Genomic DNA, 17,335 nt, shown 5'->3' on the forward strand with positions numbered 1-17,335 from the left:
CGATGGTGCCCACCCCGGCCCCGGCAATAGCGTCGACACCATGACCGCGACACTCGCCCGGCGTGCCGGAGTTCTCGTCCTCGTCGCCGCCACGACGGCGGCCACCCTGACCGGGTGCGCCGGAGTGGTCGGAGCCAAGATGACGTACGACGACACCGAGAAGACCAAGATCACCGCGATCCGGCTCGACGGCGGCAGCGGCGACATCGCGATCAGCACCGCCGCGGTCACCGAGACCAGCATCAAGCGGATCATCCGCCGCAGCACCGACCCGGGCGAGTCCTACCGGCTCGACGGCAGCACACTGGTCATCGACACCTCGTGCGGGCACAACTGCTCGGTGTCGTACGAGATCGTCGCCCCGGCCGGGGTGAAGGTGAGCGGCGCGCTCGACTCGGGCGACATCACGTTCGACTCGCTCGGCGACACCGACGTCAAGCTCACCTCGGGCGACGTCACCGTGGTCGACCCGGCCGGCACGGTCAAGCTGCGGGGCACCTCGGGCAACATCCGGGTGGTCAACGCGAAGAAGGCCGTCGACGTGCAGTCCACCTCGGGCGACATCGAGGCGATGGACATCGCCGCCCCGGTGAAGCTCAAGGTCACCTCGGGCGACATCAACGCCGTCCTCTCCACCCCCAACTCGGTGACCGCCCAGACCACCAGCGGCGACGTCGAGGTGCAGGTGCCGGCGGGCAGCTACAAGATCAGCACCAGCAGCGGCTCGGGTGACGAGGGTGTGCAGGGAATCACCAACGATCCGACCGCCAAGAACGAGATCAACCTGCGCACGGGAAGCGGAAATGCGGTAGTCATCGGGGCATGAGTTTCTATCTCCCGCTCGGCGACGACCACTACCGCCCGACCCGATCGACGGAGAGCCCCTGGGATTCCGGCATGCAGCACGGCGGCCCACCCGCCGCGCTGCTCGGCCGGGTGCTCACGGTCGACGGCCTGCGCCTGGCCCGCATCTCGGTCGACTTCCTCGGCCCCATCCCGCGCCGCGACTTCCGCATCGAGGTCTCGCCGCTCAAGCCCGGCCGGCTCACCACGCTCAACGAGGCCCGCATGATCGTCGACGGCCGGGTCGCGGTGACCGCCCGGGCCTGGCACATCGCGCCCGGCCCGCAGCCGCCGGTGACCACCCCCGCCGACCACGCCGACCCCCTGCCCGAGGGCGACGGCCACGTGGGCTTCCCGAACTACGAGGGCTGGGGTTACGGCGAGGCAATCGAGTGGCGGGCCACCAAGGGCGAACTGGGTGTGGCCGACGGCGAGACCCACGTCTGGACCCGGGTGCGGATGCCCCTGATCGAGGGGCAGCAGATAGACGGGCAGGACAGGGCGTTGATCGTGGCCGACTCGGCCAACGGCATCTCGGCGGTGCTGCCGATGGACAAGTGGCTCTCGATCCCGCCCACGATGACCACCACGCTGCTGCGCCCGGCCGGCGGTGAATGGGTGCACCTGGCCTGCCGTACGGTCCTCAGCGCGGACGGGCTGGGGCTGAGCTCGGGCGAGCTCTACGACTTCGACGGCAGCATCGGCCTGGTGGCGCAGCCGCTGGTCATCCGCGCCCGCTGAGCCCAAGATCACCTGCCGAGCCGCCCGTGGTGCCGGTCCAGCGCCATCGCTTGCGCGAGCCCCCATGCCTTGCCGCGGCTCAGCGGCCGGCGCGTTGCAGGTCGACGGCCCCGGCGGGAGCTGGGGAGACAGGGGCTACCCGGCGGGTGGCGCCGGGCAGCAGCGACGGACGGCGTCCGGCGGAGATGTCTTCCACCCAGCCGACCAGCATGACGACGATCGCGAGCAGCACCGACACCACGGCCAGGCGCCACGAGATGCCTACCCAGCCGTGCACCGGCAGGCCGGTGGCCTCGGCGAAGCGGACCACAACGATGATCAGCGGGACGTGCCAGAGGTAGATGGAGAGCGCCCGCGCGTTGAGCACGGTCAGGATGCGGCGCGGGGCCACCCGCGGGGACACGCTCAAGGCGACCAGGATGAAGGCGGCCGACCAGAGCGCGTTGGCCAGCGGGATGTCGTTGAGGTCATAGCCGCGCGGGCCCGGGTGGGTCACCGCCCAGGCCGCTGCGGTGGCGGCCAGCACTCCGACGATCCACCAGCGGTAGCGGGCCAGCGCCGCCCCGCGGACCTGAGCCTCGCTGCCCGCCGAGGAGCGGGAGAGCGCAGCCGGTGAGGCGCGAGTGGCAGACCAGGCAGCGCGGGACGCCGACTCTGCGGCGGGTGGGGGTGAGAGGCGGGACAGCGGGGCAGTCAGGCGGCGGGTGGCGGACGGGGCCGGGCGGCGGGCCAGGAGGCCGTCGTGGTGGGCGAAGCCCAGGAGCCAGGCGCCGCCGTAGAGGGCCAGGTCGCGCGCGATCACGTGGGTGGTGGCGCCGGTGAAGGTGATCAGAGCCAGAGCCGCGTACGGAAGGGCAAGGGTGGTCAGAGGGAAGCGGCGGAACACGGGCAGCAGCAGGGGCGACAGCAGGACGAACCACAGGAAGTCCCGCAGGTACCACATCGCGGCCAGGCCCTCGAGCCAGAAGCCCTCGGCCGGCGGGTCCTCCAGCGGGAACGCCCACAGCAGCACCTGCCACTCCCAGGCCATGCCGCCGATCAGCATCATCGGCACGGCGACCGCGGCCAGCACCCACAACGCGGGCAACAGGCGATGCAGGCGCCGCTCGACCGCGAACGGGCCGTAGCGGTCGAGCGAGGCCGCCATCATCGAGCCGGCCAGCGCGAACATCACCGACATGGCCGGGAAGACAATCGTCAACGCCGCCCAGCCGGACGAGTGATAGACCACGACCCGGACGGTTGCGGCAGCACGCAGCAGATCCAGGTACCGGTTTCGCATAGGCTTCGTTGTTACCCAACTCAGCGCTGAGGTCGCAAACCCGCGTGAACTATCCCATAATCCATATATCCGGACGTTTAGATTTGACCGGATCGGGAGAAGTCGACTTTAAAAACCGAGTTTGCGCAGCTGACGTGGGTCACGTTGCCACTCTTTGGCCACCCGCACGTGAAGATCGAGATACACCCGGGCGCCAATTAATTGCTCAATCTCGGCGCGGGCGGTACTGCCCACTGCTTTCAGCCGGGCGCCGCGCGAACCGATCACGATCGACTTCTGACTGTCGCGCTCGACATAAAGATCGGCGTAAATCTTGGTGACGCCACCCTCGACCATCATCTCTTCCACGAGCACCGCGATCGAGTGCGGCAGCTCGTCACGGACACCCTCGAGCGCCGCCTCGCGGATCAGCTCGGCGATCAGCACCTGCTCGGGCTCGTCGGTCAGCACGTCGTCCGGATAGAGCTGCGGCGACTCCGGCAGATGCTTCACCAGCACGTCCACCAGCGCCTGCACCTGATGCCCGGAAACCGCACTGACCGGCACGATCTCGGCGAAGTCGTACAGTTCGCTCACCGCGAGCAGGTGCTTGGCCAGCGTCGCGGAGTCAACCAGGTCGACCTTGGTCACCACCGCGATCACGGTCGCCTTGAGCTCAGCCAGCTCGGACGAGATGAACCGGTCACCCTTGCCCACCGGCTCGTCGGCCGGGAAGCAGACGCCGATCACGTCGGTTTCGCTCCACACCTCGCGCACGAGGTCGTTGAGCCGCTCGCCCAGCAGCGTGCGCGGCCGGTGCAGACCCGGCGTGTCAACCAGCACGAGCTGCGCGTTCTCCTGGTGGACGATGCCCCGGATCACATGCCGCGTCGTCTGCGGCTTGTTCGACGTGATCGCGATCTTCTGCCCGATGATCGCGTTGGTCAGCGTGCTCTTGCCGGCGTTGGGCCGCCCGACAAAGCAGGCGAACCCGGCACGATAAACATCGCCCGACGCCGCGGCCACGGACGCTTCCCGATGCTTGTGCACGCGCCGACCAGGACGAACCGTCGGCGTGCTCTCAGCGTCGGCCCGCGGGCTATGGCCAGCCGATGGCTTCGCGCTCCGGCTGGGAGCGGCTGGCTTCGTGCTCTGACCACTCGGAGCGCCGGCCTGCCTCAGCCGCTGGTTGATCCGGGGGACGCGCTTCGGACGGGCCTCACCGTCAGCTCCGACCCGCTTCGGACGCTGGTCACCCCGGGCGGTGATGTCCCGCACCTTTGACGTACGCGCCATATCTCTCGCGCCGGAACCAGACCGCTCAGAGTTACCGCGCGACTCGCCGCGCACCCAATCCGGCCTGGCCCCCGCCCGCAGACCCGGCTCGCCGCCGGCTCTCGGAGTTTCCCGCCGTCCTCCGGACGAGCTCTCGGCCCGCCGCGCGGCCCGCCGCTCCTGACGCCGGATCTCGTTCCGCTCCCCCGCCGTCAGCCGCCGCTCACCGCCGGACGCCGTGGACCGCCCGCCGCCCGAGGCCGAGGATCCCGCAGACCGCCCGCCGCCCGCCGCCGAGGATCCCGCAGACCGGCCGCCGCCCGAGCCCGAAGAACCCGCCGCAGAATTCCGGGACGCCACAGAGCGCGAAGTGCCCGCCGAGCGCCCCGCCTTCCCGCTGGCAACGCGTGCCGCAGCACCGCGTCCGTCATCCGCCGCACGCGCAGAAGCGGAACCACGGCGATCCCCACCGGCACGGGGAGAACCGGCACTACGCCCATCCCCACCCGCACGCGACCCAGAAGAGCCGTCACTCGACGCAGAAGCGGCATCCCGGCCGTCACTGGACACAGAAGTGGCGGCTTGCGAACCGCCGCCACCCGCCGCCGACGATGCGCCACGAGAGCGCGGCTTGCGGGCTCCCCCGCCGGCCCGCGGGCTCTCGGGCGAGGAGGGCGTGGAGGGCGTCGACGAAGCGGCGTTGTGGTCGGGAGAAGCAGCGGAGTCGCTCATGCCGTGACCGTGCCGCACAGGCTGCCCGTCGGGTCGGCCACGTGGATGGGGGCCTCGGCCGCCAGGTCACGCACGGCAGCCTGGCCCGCCGGCTCGAGCGCGGCCGTCTCGGTGACGACCGCCGCCGCCTCGATGAGCTTGGCGCCCGACGCAACCGCCGACGCCACCGCGAGCTGCAGCGCCGTCACCGACAGGCTGGGCAGTGTCACCGTGGCCGCCGCGTAGGTGCGGCCGTCCTGGTCGCGGACTGCCGCCCCCTCGGCCGCGCCCACCCGGGCGCGAGCGCTGCGCGCCAGGGTGACCAGCTTGGTGTCCTCGGCGCTCAAGGTGTCCGTGTCAGGCATCGGCGGTCTGTTTCTCCTCGTTCTCGGTCGTGTTGTCGGACGGGGTGTCGACGGCGGGCTCCGGCGGCTCGACCCGGCGCACCAGCACCGAGTCGATCCGGTTGCGCCGGCCGGTCGTGCCCTCGGCGACCAGGTGCAGGCCGCCGACGTCGACCGTGGCGCCCGGGATCGGCACCCGGCCCAGCGTCTGGGCGAGCAGGCCGCCGACCGTCTCGACCTCGTCGGCGGGCAGTTCGACCCCGAACTCCTCGCCCAGATCCTCGATCGGCAGCCGGGCCGTGACGCGCACCGCGCCGTCGTCCAGGTGTTCCACCGGGGGCCGCTCGACGTCGTACTCGTCGGTGATCTCGCCGACGATCTCTTCCAGGATGTCCTCGATCGTGACCAGGCCGGCTGTGCCACCGTACTCGTCGACGACGATCACCAGGTGGGTGCGGGCCGCCTGCATCTCGGAGAGCAGGTCGTCCACCGGCTTGGACTCGGGGATGAAGGTCGCCGGCCGCATCAGGTCGGCCACCGCCTGCGCGGTCGACGCCGGGTCGCCGTTCTGGGTGCGGCGGATCACGTCCTTGAGGTAAACCACGCCGAGCACGTCGTCGACGCTCTCGCCGATCACCGGGATGCGCGAGAAGCCCGACCGCAGGAACAGGTAGAGCGCCTGTTGCAGAGACTTCGAGGCCTCTATCCACACCATCTCGGTGCGGGGCACCATCACCTCGCGGGCGATCGTGTCGCCCAGCGCGAAGACCGAGTGGATCATCTCGCGTTCGCCGTGCTCGACGACGCCGCGCTGCTCCGCCAGGTCGACCAGTTCCCGCAGTTCGACCTGGCTGCCGAACGGTCCCTCGGGGAAGCCCTTGCCCGGCGTCACCGCGTTGCCGATCAGGATCAGCAGCGAGGCGAGCGGGTTGAGCACCCGGCCGAGCCAGCGCACCAGCGGCGCGGCGGCCTTACCCACGGCGTACGCGTGCTGGCGCCCCACCGTGCGCGGCGCCACCCCGACCACCACGAAGCTGACCACGGTCATCGTGCCCGCGGTGACCAGCGCCGCCGTCCAGCCGATGCCCCAGCTGTCGACGGCGACCAGCGCGACCAGCGTGGTCGCGGTGAGCTCACACAGCAGTCGCAGCAGCAACAGCAGATTGAGGTGGCGCACCACGTTGGAGGCGACCGCGGCCAGCGCCGCGGCGCCGCGCTCGCCCTCGCGGGCCATTTCCGTCGCGCGGGCCGCGGAGACACTGCCCAGCGCCGCGTCGGCCATCGAAGCGAGGCCGGCCAGGAACACCAGCAGCACCGCGAAGATGATGAGTTGCACGTCGGGCAGGCCGACCGACGCCGAGCCGGCCGCGATCAGATGGGCGGGGTCCACGACTCAGCCGCCGGCCCGTCCGGCCCGCCAGCTCTGGAGCAGCCTGTTCTGCAGGGCGAACATCTCGCGCTCCTCCTCCGGCTCGGCGTGGTCGTAGCCGAGCAGGTGCAGGGCACCGTGCACGGTCAGCAGGTGCAGCTCGTCGGCGGCCGAGTGCCCGGCGGCGACGGCTTGTTTCGCGGCCACCTCGGGCGCGAGCACGATGTCGCCGAGCAGCGCCGGCTCGCCCACGCCGGCCTCGCCGGGGCCGTGGTCGACGCTGCCCTCGTCCATCGGGAACGCGAGCACGTCGGTGGGGCCGTCACCGCCCATCCAGCGGTGGTTGAGCTCGGCCATGTAGTCGATGTCGACGAGCAGGATCGACAGCTCGGCGAGGGGGTTGACCCCCATCTCGTCGAGGGCGTGCCGGGCCACCGCGAGGATCGCGTCGGTGTCGACCTCGACTCCCGACTCGTTGGCGATCTCGATGGACATAGTGGTGCTCTTACCCCTTGGTATCAGCGCCGGCGCCCCGCGCGGCCGCCACTGGCGGCGCGGCCGGGGACGGCGTGGACGGATTGAGTGGCGCGTTCCTGCTCGTCGTCGTAGCGCGCATACGCGTCGACGATCTCGGCGACGAGCCGGTGGCGCACGACGTCGGAGCTGGACAGCTCGGCGAAGTGCACATCTTCGACATTCTGCAGGATCTCACGGACGACCTTGAGACCACTGCTGGTGCCGCCGGGCAGGTCGACCTGCGTGACGTCGCCGGTGACCACGATCTTGGCGCCGAACCCGAGACGCGTCAGGAACATCTTCATCTGCTCGGGCGTCGTGTTCTGCGCCTCGTCGAGAATGATGAACGCGTCGTTGAGCGTACGGCCGCGCATGTAGGCCAGGGGGGCGACCTCGATCGTGCCCGCGGCCATCAGGCGCGGGATCGACTCGGGGTCGAGCATGTCGTGCAGCGCGTCGTAGAGCGGGCGCAGGTAGGGGTCGATCTTCTCGTTGAGCGTGCCGGGCAGGAAGCCCAGCCGCTCGCCGGCCTCGACCGCGGGGCGGGTGAGGATGATCCGGCTGACCTGCTTGGCCGTCAGCGCCTGGACGGCCTTGGCCATCGCCAGGTACGTCTTGCCGGTGCCGGCGGGGCCGATGCCGAAGACGATGGTGTTCTCGTCGATGGCGTCGACGTAGCGCTTCTGGCCCAGCGTCTTGGGTCGGATGGTCTTGCCGCGACGGGACAGGATGTTGAGCGTCAGCACCTCGGCCGGGCGCTCGGCGGTTGCGTCCTCGAGCATCGTCGCGGTGCGGCGCACCGAGTCGACGCTGAGCGTCTCGCCGCGCTCGATCAGTTCGATCAGCTCGGAGAAGAGGCGCTCGGCGGTGGCGTTCTCGGCGGGGTCACCGGTGATGGTGATCTCGTTGCCGCGGACGTGCACGTCGCTGGCGAGGGTTCGCTCGATGAGCCGCAGGATTTCGTCCTTGGCACCCAGCAGGTTCACCATGATCTTGGGGTCGTTGACCGAGATCTTGGTCTGCACCCGCGCCGCGCCACTGGAGCCCGCGCTGGAAGGGTTCGGCGTACCGGTCATAGGGCGGCCCAGAGGGCCTCCGCCACCTGCTCTCGTTCTCTTCGTCGCCCGGGTGGACGGCGTACCTGAGGATCGTGCCATCGTATCCGCTCGGCCGCCTGCGCGCCGATGCCATTATCGCCGGGTCAGGCGTCGAAACCACCGGACGACGCCGGCCCGCCGTCGAAGCCGTCCTGCACCCGGGTCACGCGGTAGGTGGCCCAGTGCATCCGGACGACCGTGCCCGAGGAGTCCCGGCTCAGGCGCAGCAGCTCCCCGGTCTCCCGGCCGCTCACCGTCCGCAGCACGTCCGGCCGTCCCGGCAGGGGTTCGAAGATCGCCGGCGGGACGTCCGCGGCCCCGTCGGCCAGCCGCGCCTGGAGGGCGCCGCCGTGCCACGCGAAGACCAGCGCCGTGCCCTCGCTGTACCAGTGACCGAGGATCGACCGGTACTCCTCGGGCGCGGGCGGCGCGATCCGCCACGGCGAGATCTCTGCCGGATCGAGCTCGACGGCGAGTTTCAGCAGGTCGTGCACCAGTTCGTTGATCACCCGGGCCGTGCCCGACGAGCCCAGCACGGCGCAGCCGAGCCCGGGCGGCAGCCCGTCGCCGCCCCGGCGCCCGTACGCCGCCGCGCGGAAACCCGGCATCGCGCCGTCGTGCCCGACATGCGTCACGAAGCGGCCCTGCGGCTCGACGATCAGGCCCAGCCCGAACCCGTCCAGCCACAACGCCTCGTGGGTGACCGTGGCCGGGAAGCGCATCTCGTCGAGGGTCGCGGTCGCCAGCACCCTGCCGTTCGGGTCGACCGTCGCCGGGTCGGCCAGGTACGCGCCCCAGGTGGCCATGTCGCCGGCGGTGCTCCAGAGCTGGGCGGCCGGTCCGGCGCCGCCGAGGTCGGTCTGCGGTTCGGGGCGGGCCGCGTCCGAGAAGTCGTCGACGACGTAGCCGACGGCGGCCTCTCGCGGCGGGTGCAGCGTCGTGGCGCCCAGGCCCAGCGGTTCGATCACCCGCTCGGTCACGACCTCGGCCCAGGTGCCGCCGCGCAGCTTCGCGACCAGCTGCCCGAGCACCGCGAAGCCCAGGTTCGAGTAGTGGAAGCGGCGGCCGTTGGGCAGCACCCGCTCGGCCCGGTCGAGCTGGGCCAGCACCTCGCCGTCGTCGGGCGCCCGCAGCGTGTCCCAGATGTCCCCGTACGGCTCCCGCTGGAACCCGGCCGTGTGCGACAGCAGCCGCCGGACCGTCGCGTCGCCGTGGGCCGGCACGGACAGGTGCTTGGCGATCGGGTCGTCCAGGTCGAGCAGCCCTTCGTCGCGGGCCTGCATGACGAGCACGGCCGTGAAAGTCTTGGTGATCGAGCCGATCCGGAACCGGGTGCCGGGGCCGAGCGGGTGCGCCGGGTTGCCCGAATCGCCGACAGTCAGCACCCAGGGGTCGCGGTCGGCGCGGTGCAGAGCGACGGCGAGGGCGGGTACGCGGCCGTCAGCCTGCGCCTTGCGGACGGCCCGTTCGTAGCGGACCGGGGGATGGCTCTCCATCCCCAAGATCCTAAGGTGGCAGCGACGGGCACGAAGGATGGGAGCGCTTCCATGACCGATGTCGAGCATCTGCTCACACAGTTGAGCCTCGAGGAAAAGGTCTCGCTGCTCGCCGGGCAGGACTTCTGGTCGCTACCGGCGATCGAGCGGATCGGGCTGCGCTCGCTGGTGATGTCGGACGGGCCGATCGGGGTGCGCGGCGTCGGCTGGGCGCCCGACGACCCGTCGATCGCGCTGCCCAGCCCGACCGCGCTGGCCGCGGCCTGGGACGTCGAGCTCGCGGAGCGGGCCGGGCAGCTGCTGGGACAGGAGTCGCGGCGCAAGGGCGTGCACCTGCTGCTGGGGCCGACGGTCAACCTGCAGCGCACGCCGCTGGGCGGCCGCCACTTCGAGTGCTACTCCGAGGACCCGCTGCTCAGCGGGGAGATCGCGGTCGGCTTCGTCCGGGGCGTGCAGCAGCACGGCGTCGGCACGACGGTCAAGCACCTGGTGGGCAACGACTTCGAGACCGATCGCATGGAGGTCGACGTCCGGATCGGCAACCGGGCGCTGCGCGAGATCTACCTGGCCCCGTTCGAACGCGTCGTCGAGGAGGGCGGCTGGGGCGTGATGAGCGCCTACAACAGCGTCAACGGGCAGTCGATGGCGCAGAACGGGCCGATCCAGGACGAGATCCTCAAGCGCGAGTGGGGCTTCGACGGGATCGTGGTCTCGGACTGGCGGGCCGCGCGCTCGACGGTCGGCGCCGCGCTGGGCGGGCTCGACATCGCGATGCCGGCGCTGGAGAACCCGTGGGGCGACAAGCTGGTGGCCGCCGTCCGGGCCGGCGACGTGCCCGAGCAGGTCGTCGACGACAAGGTGCGGCGCGTGCTGCGGCTGGCCCAGCGGGTCGGCGTGCTCGACGGCGGGCCGGCCGTGACGCCGCCCGAGGACCTCGACGGCGACGCCATCGCGCACGAGGTGGCAGCGCGCTCGTTCGTCCTCGTACGCAATGAGAACTTCGCTCTTCCCCTCGAGCCGGCCGCCCTGACCAAGGTCGCGGTGATCGGCGCCCTGGCCGCCGACGCCCGGGTGCTCGGCGGCGGCAGCGCCCAGGTCTCGCCGCCGCACGTGATCTCACCGCTCGACGGCCTCAAGGAGCGCCTGTCCGGAGTGGACGTCGAGTACGCGACCGGCGCCGACCCGCGCCCGTTCCTGCCCGCCGCGCACGGCCCCGGCTGGACCCCCACGACGGTCACCATGGGCGACTACTCGTTCGTGGTCGACCCGGCCGCGGTGCGCTGGATCGGCTCGCTGCCCGGCGGGCTCGACCCGGCCGGCATCGACGAGATCCGCCTGGAGACGACGTTCACGCCCGAGGCCGGTGGCGAGCACACCTTCGCGGTCTCCGGCTTCGGCACGTTCGAGCTGCGGGTGGGCGATGAGCTGCTGTACGAGGGCACGCTGCACCCCCCGGGCGCGACCCGGGCCGACCTGCTGCTCTCCCCGCGCGAGCAGCGGGCCACGGCCACGCTGGAGGCCGGGGTGCCCGTCCCGGTCGTGATCCGGCAGAGCATCGCCCGCGGCATGGCCCACACGGTCTCGACCACGCTCGGCCACCGCCCGCCCGGCCCCGATGACGAGGGCCTGATCGCCGAGGCGGTGCGGCTGGCCGCCGGCTCGGACGTCGCCGTGATCGTGGTCGGCACCACCGAGCAGACCGAGTCCGAGGGCTTCGACCGCACGTCGCTCGCGCTGCCCGGCCGGCAGGACGAGCTCGTGTCGCGGGTGGCCGCGGCCAATCCCCGTACGGTCGTGGTCGTCAACGCCGGCTCCCCGGTGCTGCTGCCGTGGGCCGACGAGGTCGCGGCGGTGCTCCTCACCTGGTTCCCGGGGCAGGAGGCGGGCGCCGCGCTGGCCGACGTATTGCTCGGCGTGACCGAACCCGGCGGCCGGCTGCCCACGACCTGGCCGCGCCTCGAGGCGGACTGCCCGGTGCTCGCGGTCGAGCCACGGGACGGCGTGGTGTCGTACGAGGAAGGGATCTTCGTCGGTTATCGCGGCTGGCTCCGTTCCGGCGTGGCTCCGCTGTACGCGTTCGGGCACGGCGCCGGCTACACGTCCTGGCAGTACGACGAGCTGAACGTCAACGAGACGGAGGCCGTGGTGACGCTGACCAACACCGGCGCACGGGCCGGACGCGAGGTCGTGCAGATCTACGTCGGGCCGTCGCCGGTCGACCCCGACCGGCCGGAACGCTGGCTGGCCGGCTTCGCGAACGTCGAGGCGCTGCCCGAGGAGACGGTGACCGTGCGCATCCCGCTGCCGCCGCGGACCTTCGAGACGTGGGCCGACGGTGGCTGGCAGCGCCGCCCGGGCGAATACCGGGTGATCGCCGCGCACGCCCTGGACGACCCCCGCCTGACCGCCACCCTCAAGATGTAGACAGGCTCACAGAAGATCCCCTGTGGACAAGCCGTCCGGCCCGCCCCGCCCGGTGTAATTTGGGCCCGCCCCCTGGTCGGGCGGGGTGGGCCGAGTGGGCTGGTTGCGGGACTGCCACGCCGACCACAACGTCGCATAACGCCCACCCGCGGCCACCAGATCGTCGTGGGCGCCTTCCTCGACCACGGCCCCGTGCTCGAGCACCACGATGCGATCGGCCCCGGCTGCCTGGGTCAGCCGGTGCGCCACCAGCAAAGTGGTGCGCCCCTTGGTGGCCGCCAGCGCCGACTCCTCCAGTTCGCGCGCGCCCGAGCTGCCGGCCTCCGCGGTGGCCTCGTCCAAGACGGCGATCGCCGGGTCGAGCAGCACCAGCCGGGCCAGCGCCAGCTGCTGCGCCTGGGCCGCGGTCAGCGGGTGCCCGCCCTCACCCACCACGGTCGCCAGGCCCTGCGGCAGCGTGCGGGCCCAGTCCAGCGCGCCGACCAGCGCCAGCGCCGCCTCGGCGGCCTCGGTCGTCGCGCCCGGGCAGGCCAGCCGCAGGTCCTCGATCAGCGGACCGGCGAAGACATGCACCTCCTGACTGATGATGGCCACGATGCCGGGCGCGAGCTGGTCGACCGGCACCCCACCGGCGGTGGCCGTGCCCGTCAGCGGGCGCAGGACGCCGGCCGCGATCGAGGCGACCGTGGTCTTGCCGGCCCCGGTCGAGCCGACCAGCGCGACCCGCTCCCCCGGCGCCACGCGCAGGCTGATCCCGCGCAGCACCGGCACCCGCTCCTCGTACCCGAAGGTGACGTCGCGCAGGGTCAGGTCGGCGGCGGCCAGCGGGCGCACGCCGGTCGGAGCCACCGGCAACGTGCCCACCCCGACCAGCCGGGCCAGTCCGGCGCCGGCCGCCTGGATCTCGTCGAACGTGAACAGGATCATGGAGACCGGGTTGAACAGGCGGTGGAACAGAACCGCGGCCGCGGCGGTCTCACCGACCGTCACCCAGCCACTGCGCACGTACCAGAAACCGGCGACCAGAATGGTGGCCAGCCCCATCAGCTCGGCCCGGTTGATCCGCCCGACGAACCGGGTGAACAGCGCGAACACTCCGACCGAGAGATCCCGGGCGCGCGCCGAGGCGTCGTTGATCGCGTCCAGGTGGCGGCGTTCGAGCCGGTACGCGTGGACCGTACGCACCCCCTGCAGGCTCTCCATCAGCAGCTGCGAGCGGGCGCCGACCGCGGCCCGCTCGGCGGCGTAGATGGGCGCCGACCGCGGCAGGTACCAGCGCAGCGCGAGCAGGTAGGCGGGCATGGCCGCGAGCCCGGCCAGGCCCAGCCGCCAGTCCAGTCCGAACATCCCGGTCACACTGAGCAGGGCCAGGAACAGCGCCGAGATGACGGCCGGCAGCACCTCGGCCGCCGCCGCGCCGACCGCGGCCACGTCGGCTCCGACACGGGCCAGCAGGTCGCCCCGCCCGGCCCGGTCGAGCGTGGTGGCGGGCAGGCGCAGCGCGACGCTGACCGTCTGCTCGCGCAGGTTGGCCAGGATGCGCTCGCCGAGACGAGTGACCAGGGTGGTGGTGGCCCCGGCGGCGATGCCGCCGAGCAGGGCGATCCCGGCCACGAGCAGGCCGATGGGCACGAGGGCGGCCGAGGCGGCGCCGTCCCGTACGAGATCGACCAGGTGACCGAGCGCGGTGACCGGAACCACCGAGGCGGCGGCCGCGCCCAGCCCGGTGGCCACCGTGAACGCCAGTTCGAGCCGGCGGAGCCGCAGCTGCGAGCAGAGCCACAGCCAGGTCTGCCGCGGGGTCGCGATCGGAAGGGCGTGAGTCACCGCAGCACCACCGCCTGGTAGGTCTCGTCGCCCGCGGCCAGCGAGGCGTGCGTCCCGGTCGCCACCACGCGGCCGCCGCGCACCACGATCACCCGGTCGGTCACGGCCAGCAGAGCCGGGCTGGTGGTGATCAGCAGCGTCCCCAGCGTCGAGCCGGGCCGGTGGCGCAGCTCCCGGATGCCGCGGGCGATCGCGTGCTCGGTCACCGCGTCGACCGCTGTGGTCGGCTCGTGCAGCACCAGCAGCCGCGGGCCGGCCAGCAACGCGCGGGCCAGGGCGAGTCGTTGCCGCTGACCGCCCGAGAGCGCCGCGCCCCGGTCGGCGATTGCGTGGTCGAGCCCGTCCGGGTGGGCCGCCACCACGTCGTCGGCGGCCGACGCCCGCAGCACCTCGCCCAACTGGTCCGGGCCGGCCGGTTCGAGCAGGTTCTCGCGGATCGTGCCGCTGAACAGCTCGGGCAGGTGGGGCGCCACCAGCACGTCCGGGGAGCCGTCGTCGAGCAGCGCTACCAGCGCCCCCGCGTCCGGCTCGACCACCACCCCGACGCACTCGCCCGCCACCGGCGGCACCGGGCTGGCGCCGGTCGGCGGAGCGGCCGGGCAGAGGTCGAGCACCGCCTCGATCCGTTCGGCCGAGGCCCGCGACGACGCGAACCAGCCGGGTGCGGCCGAGAGCGTGGCGAACGGCTCACCCAGGAAGGCGGCCAGGCCGATGACCGTCACGAGTTCGCCCGCCGAGATGCGCCCGCTCAACGCGAACCAGCCCGCCAGGATCGCGATGCCGCAGGCCACCAGCGTGCTGACGGTGTCCGAGGCGGCCTGGAACCAGCCCAGCGTCTTGGCCGCGCGCAGCGTGGCGCTCAGCGACTCGCGGCTGACGTCGCGGTAGCGGTGGGCGGCGGCGTCCTGGGCGCCTATCCCCCGCAGCGGGCGCAGCCCGGTGACCAGGTCGGTGGCGAGCGATGCGGCCCGTCCCGCGACCTCCTGCCGGGCGGCGACCCGGCGGGTGATCCGAGGCGCCGCCCACTGCAACCCGACCAGCACGACGGGGGTTCCGAACAACACCATCAGGCCCAGGGGTACGGAGATCAGGCACAACCCGACCGCGCTGATGGCAGTGGCAACCAGCGCCCCGAACAGCCGGGGCAGATAGTCCAGCAGATACGACGTGGTGTCGGCGTCGGTCGTCGAGATGGTCAGCACGTCGCCGGTGCGCACCTCCGTCCGCGGGTCGAGCACCTTGGCCGCCACCTCGAGCCGCAGCCCGTGGGCCTCGTCGGCGATCGCTCGCATGAGCTGCCGCGTACCCGCCCGGTAGGCGACGGTCAACACGAGGAACAGCGCGGCCAGGGTGCTGACCCAGAACGCCAGCATGCCCAGGTGCCCGGGCGCGACGGCCCGGTCGACGATGACGCCGATCAGGATCGGGACGACCGCCTGGCAGCCCTGGTGCAGCCCGATCAGCAGGCTGCCGGACGCGACCCGGCCACGGTTGCGGAGCAGCGTCCGCCACAGCAGGGTCATGCCCACGGGAAGGTCGGCGGGTAATCGACAGTCATCGACTATCGACCTTGGCCCGGCTGCTTCATCAGATCAAGACCGGAGAGCACTCGAGCGACTTCTCTTAGTCACGTCCGGCCGCGTCTCGTGGTCGCGCCGGACCGCGTCGGAAGGTCGACTCCGCCGCCAGATCTAACTCATTGTGACCAACGTCGCTGACACGTAGAGTAGTTCGAGCCTAAAGTGTGTTGGTCCGGTTGATCCGTTAAGCCCGTTAGGACGCCTTGCATGTCGCGGATTCCTGAGCTCGACGCCAAGGCCCTGGCCCGGCACTGCGCCGCGGCGCTGGCGGCGCATCCGACCGGCGGACGCTTTGCCGCGCTGGCCGTCGGGCCGACCGACCCGACCGCCGACGTCGCTCGCACGGTGGCGCCGTCGAGCGCAACCGAACACGACGTGAACAGCATCTTCATGATCGTGCTGGACCGGCGGACCGGGCTGCCGGCGGGGGTCGGCCAGGTCGTCCGCGGGGGTGGCCGCGCCCTGGACGACGGCCCCGAGCGGATCGGGCGGGACCTGTCCGCGGTGGTCGAGGCGCACGGGCTGCACGACGGCGGCACCATCTGGGATCTCGCTACTCTGAGTGTTCTCCCCGACTACCGTAACGATCGTTCGGCCGTTACTGTAAGTGCTCTTTTGTATCGTTCGCTGCTGCGGGCGGGCCAGCGCGCGGGCGTACGCCATCTGGTTGCTCTGCTCGACCAGCGCGCCCACGACGAGCTGACGCTCCTCGGCTTCCCGTTCGTGCCGATGGCCGGCGCCGAACCGGCCGGCGGGGTGCACGCGGTCTACGCGCCCTTCGCCGCCGTGGAGGCCGCGATCGCCGCACAGGGCCGTCGCCTGCGCCGCCTCACCGGCCCGTTCGCCGGCCACCTGCCCGCGCGGGGCCTGCGCCGCCTGCCCGCGCGCCGCTTCGCTGCCCGCCTGTCCGACCAGGTCGCCACCGGCCGCGACCTCGACGAGCACATCCTGCTGCCCGGCCTGGAACGCCGCCGCTACCGCGGGCTGCGCTCACCATCGGCCTAACCGGGCGGACAGCACGGACAGCGCGGCCACGCCCGCCGTCGAGGTGCGCAGCACCTCGCGGCCCAGCCGGACGGCCTTCGCCCCGGCGCCGGTGAACGCCTCCAGCTCCGCGTCGCTGATGCCGCCCTCGGGGCCCACCACCAGCGCGATCTCGCCCGACGCGGGCAGGCCGGCCGCGGGCAGCGAGCCGGTCGCCTCCTCGTGGAGCACAAAAGCCGCGTCCGCGGCGGCCAGGCGGGCCACGATCTGCTTCGTCGAGCAGTCCGGGTCGCCGCCGACCAGCGGCAGCCACGCCCGCCGGGCCTGCTTGGCGGCCTCGCGAGCGGTGGCCGCCCACTTGTCGCGGGCCCGGGCGCCCCGGTCGCCGCGCCACTGCGCCACCGAGCGGGACGCGGCCCAGGGCAGGATCTCGTCGACGCCGATCTCGGTCATCGCCTGCACGGCCAGCTCGCCGCGGTCGCCCTTGGCGATGCCCTGCACCACGACCAGGCGCGGGTCGGCCGCCGGCACGTGCTCACGATCGAGAATCTCGACGTCGACGCTGCCCTTGCGCACCGCGGTCACCTTCGCCGTCGCGCTGCCACCCCGTCCGTCGGCGAGGATCAGCGTCTCGCCGGCTCGCAGCCGTTGGACGTCGGCGGCGTGGTGCCCCTCGGGCCCGTCCAGCGTGTGACGGTCGGCTGCGGGCAGGGCCTCGACGAGAAACAGCGGTGCGGACACTCCGGCACGCTACCGAATCGGGCGGCCGCCCGTTCGGGGAGGACGGTTGCCGAGCGGTCCGTCTCGGGCCTGCACCGGTGCCCCAACCTGCGCGAGCGCAGCGACGAGCTGCGGGCCGCCGCCGAG

Annotated in this window: 14 protein-coding genes; 4 read left to right on the forward strand and 10 right to left on the reverse strand. The window is 72.3% G+C overall.

What is annotated here, in order from left to right:
- The first annotated feature begins 40 nt into the window (after window positions 1-40).
- Complete coding sequence (locus KXC43_RS14220) at window positions 41-826, forward strand: DUF4097 family beta strand repeat-containing protein (protein ID WP_221376518.1); 786 nt, start codon at window positions 41-43, stop codon at window positions 824-826.
- Window positions 823-1,584 (forward strand): thioesterase family protein, encoded by a 762-nt coding sequence (locus tag KXC43_RS14225; protein ID WP_221376519.1) that lies wholly within the window; start codon window positions 823-825, stop codon window positions 1,582-1,584. Before KXC43_RS14220 ends, KXC43_RS14225 begins: the two co-directional genes overlap by 4 nt.
- A gap of 79 nt (window positions 1,585-1,663) precedes the next feature.
- Here the strand turns inward: KXC43_RS14225 and KXC43_RS14230 are convergent, their stop codons facing one another.
- The 7 genes from KXC43_RS14230 to KXC43_RS14260 all read right to left on the reverse strand — a co-directional run bounded on the left by KXC43_RS14230 (window position 1,664) and on the right by KXC43_RS14260 (window position 9,653).
- On the reverse strand, window positions 1,664-2,866 hold the full coding sequence (locus KXC43_RS14230; RefSeq protein WP_221376520.1) for an acyltransferase family protein: 1,203 nt from the start codon (window positions 2,864-2,866) through the stop codon (window positions 1,664-1,666).
- 108 nt (window positions 2,867-2,974) lie between these two features.
- Entirely contained in the window at window positions 2,975-3,871 is an 897-nt protein-coding gene (gene era / locus KXC43_RS14235) for a GTPase Era (protein ID WP_221376602.1), read from the reverse strand.
- A gap of 977 nt (window positions 3,872-4,848) precedes the next feature.
- Entirely contained in the window at window positions 4,849-5,196 is a 348-nt protein-coding gene (locus tag KXC43_RS14240) for a cytidine deaminase-like protein (RefSeq protein ID WP_221376521.1), read from the reverse strand.
- Entirely contained in the window at window positions 5,189-6,565 is a 1,377-nt protein-coding gene (locus tag KXC43_RS14245; RefSeq protein ID WP_221376522.1) for a hemolysin family protein, read from the reverse strand. The genes KXC43_RS14240 and KXC43_RS14245 overlap by 8 nt, the downstream gene beginning before the upstream one ends.
- Window positions 6,566-6,568: 3 nt before the next feature.
- A complete protein-coding gene (ybeY, locus tag KXC43_RS14250; RefSeq protein WP_221376523.1) occupies window positions 6,569-7,039 on the reverse strand; it encodes an rRNA maturation RNase YbeY in 471 nt (156 codons plus the stop codon).
- A 23-nt stretch (window positions 7,040-7,062) separates the two neighbouring features.
- Window positions 7,063-8,136: a PhoH family protein gene (locus tag KXC43_RS14255; RefSeq protein WP_221376524.1), complete on the reverse strand. Its 1,074-nt coding sequence runs from the start codon at window positions 8,134-8,136 to the stop codon at window positions 7,063-7,065.
- Window positions 8,137-8,261: 125 nt separating this feature from the next.
- Window positions 8,262-9,653, reverse strand: coding sequence for a serine hydrolase domain-containing protein (locus KXC43_RS14260; RefSeq protein ID WP_221376525.1), 1,392 nt, complete (start codon window positions 9,651-9,653; stop codon window positions 8,262-8,264).
- Between the two features lie 51 nt (window positions 9,654-9,704).
- Here KXC43_RS14260 and KXC43_RS14265 point away from each other — a divergent pair, with 51 nt between their 5' ends.
- Window positions 9,705-12,077, forward strand: coding sequence for a beta-glucosidase H (locus KXC43_RS14265; protein WP_221376526.1), 2,373 nt, complete (start codon window positions 9,705-9,707; stop codon window positions 12,075-12,077).
- Window positions 12,078-12,083: 6 nt separating this feature from the next.
- On the opposite strand, the gene KXC43_RS14270 is transcribed toward KXC43_RS14265, so the two are convergent.
- Together KXC43_RS14270 and KXC43_RS14275 are read right to left on the reverse strand one after the other, a co-directional pair.
- Window positions 12,084-13,904, reverse strand: coding sequence for an ABC transporter ATP-binding protein (locus KXC43_RS14270; RefSeq protein ID WP_221376527.1), 1,821 nt, complete (start codon window positions 13,902-13,904; stop codon window positions 12,084-12,086).
- Window positions 13,901-15,427, reverse strand: coding sequence for an ABC transporter transmembrane domain-containing protein (locus KXC43_RS14275; RefSeq protein ID WP_221376528.1), 1,527 nt, complete (start codon window positions 15,425-15,427; stop codon window positions 13,901-13,903). Before KXC43_RS14275 ends, KXC43_RS14270 begins: the two co-directional genes overlap by 4 nt.
- A gap of 264 nt (window positions 15,428-15,691) precedes the next feature.
- Between KXC43_RS14275 and KXC43_RS14280 the strand changes: the two genes are divergently transcribed.
- Window positions 15,692-16,489, forward strand: a complete 798-nt coding sequence (locus tag KXC43_RS14280) for a hypothetical protein (protein ID WP_221376529.1) — start codon at window positions 15,692-15,694, stop codon at window positions 16,487-16,489.
- On the opposite strand, the gene KXC43_RS14285 is transcribed toward KXC43_RS14280, so the two are convergent.
- Complete coding sequence (locus tag KXC43_RS14285) at window positions 16,475-17,209, reverse strand: 16S rRNA (uracil(1498)-N(3))-methyltransferase (protein WP_221376530.1); 735 nt, start codon at window positions 17,207-17,209, stop codon at window positions 16,475-16,477. The two genes, KXC43_RS14280 and KXC43_RS14285, sit on opposite strands and share 15 nt — an antisense overlap.
- Window positions 17,210-17,335: the final 126 nt, after the last annotated feature.

The organism is Paractinoplanes polyasparticus, from assembly GCF_019710575.1.
Classification (GTDB): Bacteria; Actinomycetota; Actinomycetes; order Mycobacteriales; family Micromonosporaceae; genus Actinoplanes; species Actinoplanes polyasparticus.

Coding starts and splice junctions, on each gene's coding strand:
- KXC43_RS14225 (WP_221376519.1), top strand. CDS start 823: ATGAGTTTCTATCTCCCGCTCGGCGACGACCACTACCGCCCGACCCGA.
- KXC43_RS14240 (WP_221376521.1), bottom strand. CDS start 5,196: ATGCCTGACACGGACACCTTGAGCGCCGAGGACACCAAGCTGGTCACC.
- KXC43_RS14275 (WP_221376528.1), bottom strand. CDS start 15,427: ATGACCCTGCTGTGGCGGACGCTGCTCCGCAACCGTGGCCGGGTCGCG.
- KXC43_RS14265 (WP_221376526.1), top strand. CDS start 9,705: ATGACCGATGTCGAGCATCTGCTCACACAGTTGAGCCTCGAGGAAAAG.
- KXC43_RS14230 (WP_221376520.1), bottom strand. CDS start 2,866: ATGCGAAACCGGTACCTGGATCTGCTGCGTGCTGCCGCAACCGTCCGG.
- ybeY (WP_221376523.1), bottom strand. CDS start 7,039: ATGTCCATCGAGATCGCCAACGAGTCGGGAGTCGAGGTCGACACCGAC.
- KXC43_RS14260 (WP_221376525.1), bottom strand. CDS start 9,653: ATGGAGAGCCATCCCCCGGTCCGCTACGAACGGGCCGTCCGCAAGGCG.
- KXC43_RS14220 (WP_221376518.1), top strand. CDS start 41: ATGACCGCGACACTCGCCCGGCGTGCCGGAGTTCTCGTCCTCGTCGCC.
- KXC43_RS14255 (WP_221376524.1), bottom strand. CDS start 8,136: ATGACCGGTACGCCGAACCCTTCCAGCGCGGGCTCCAGTGGCGCGGCG.
- KXC43_RS14280 (WP_221376529.1), top strand. CDS start 15,692: ATGTCGCGGATTCCTGAGCTCGACGCCAAGGCCCTGGCCCGGCACTGC.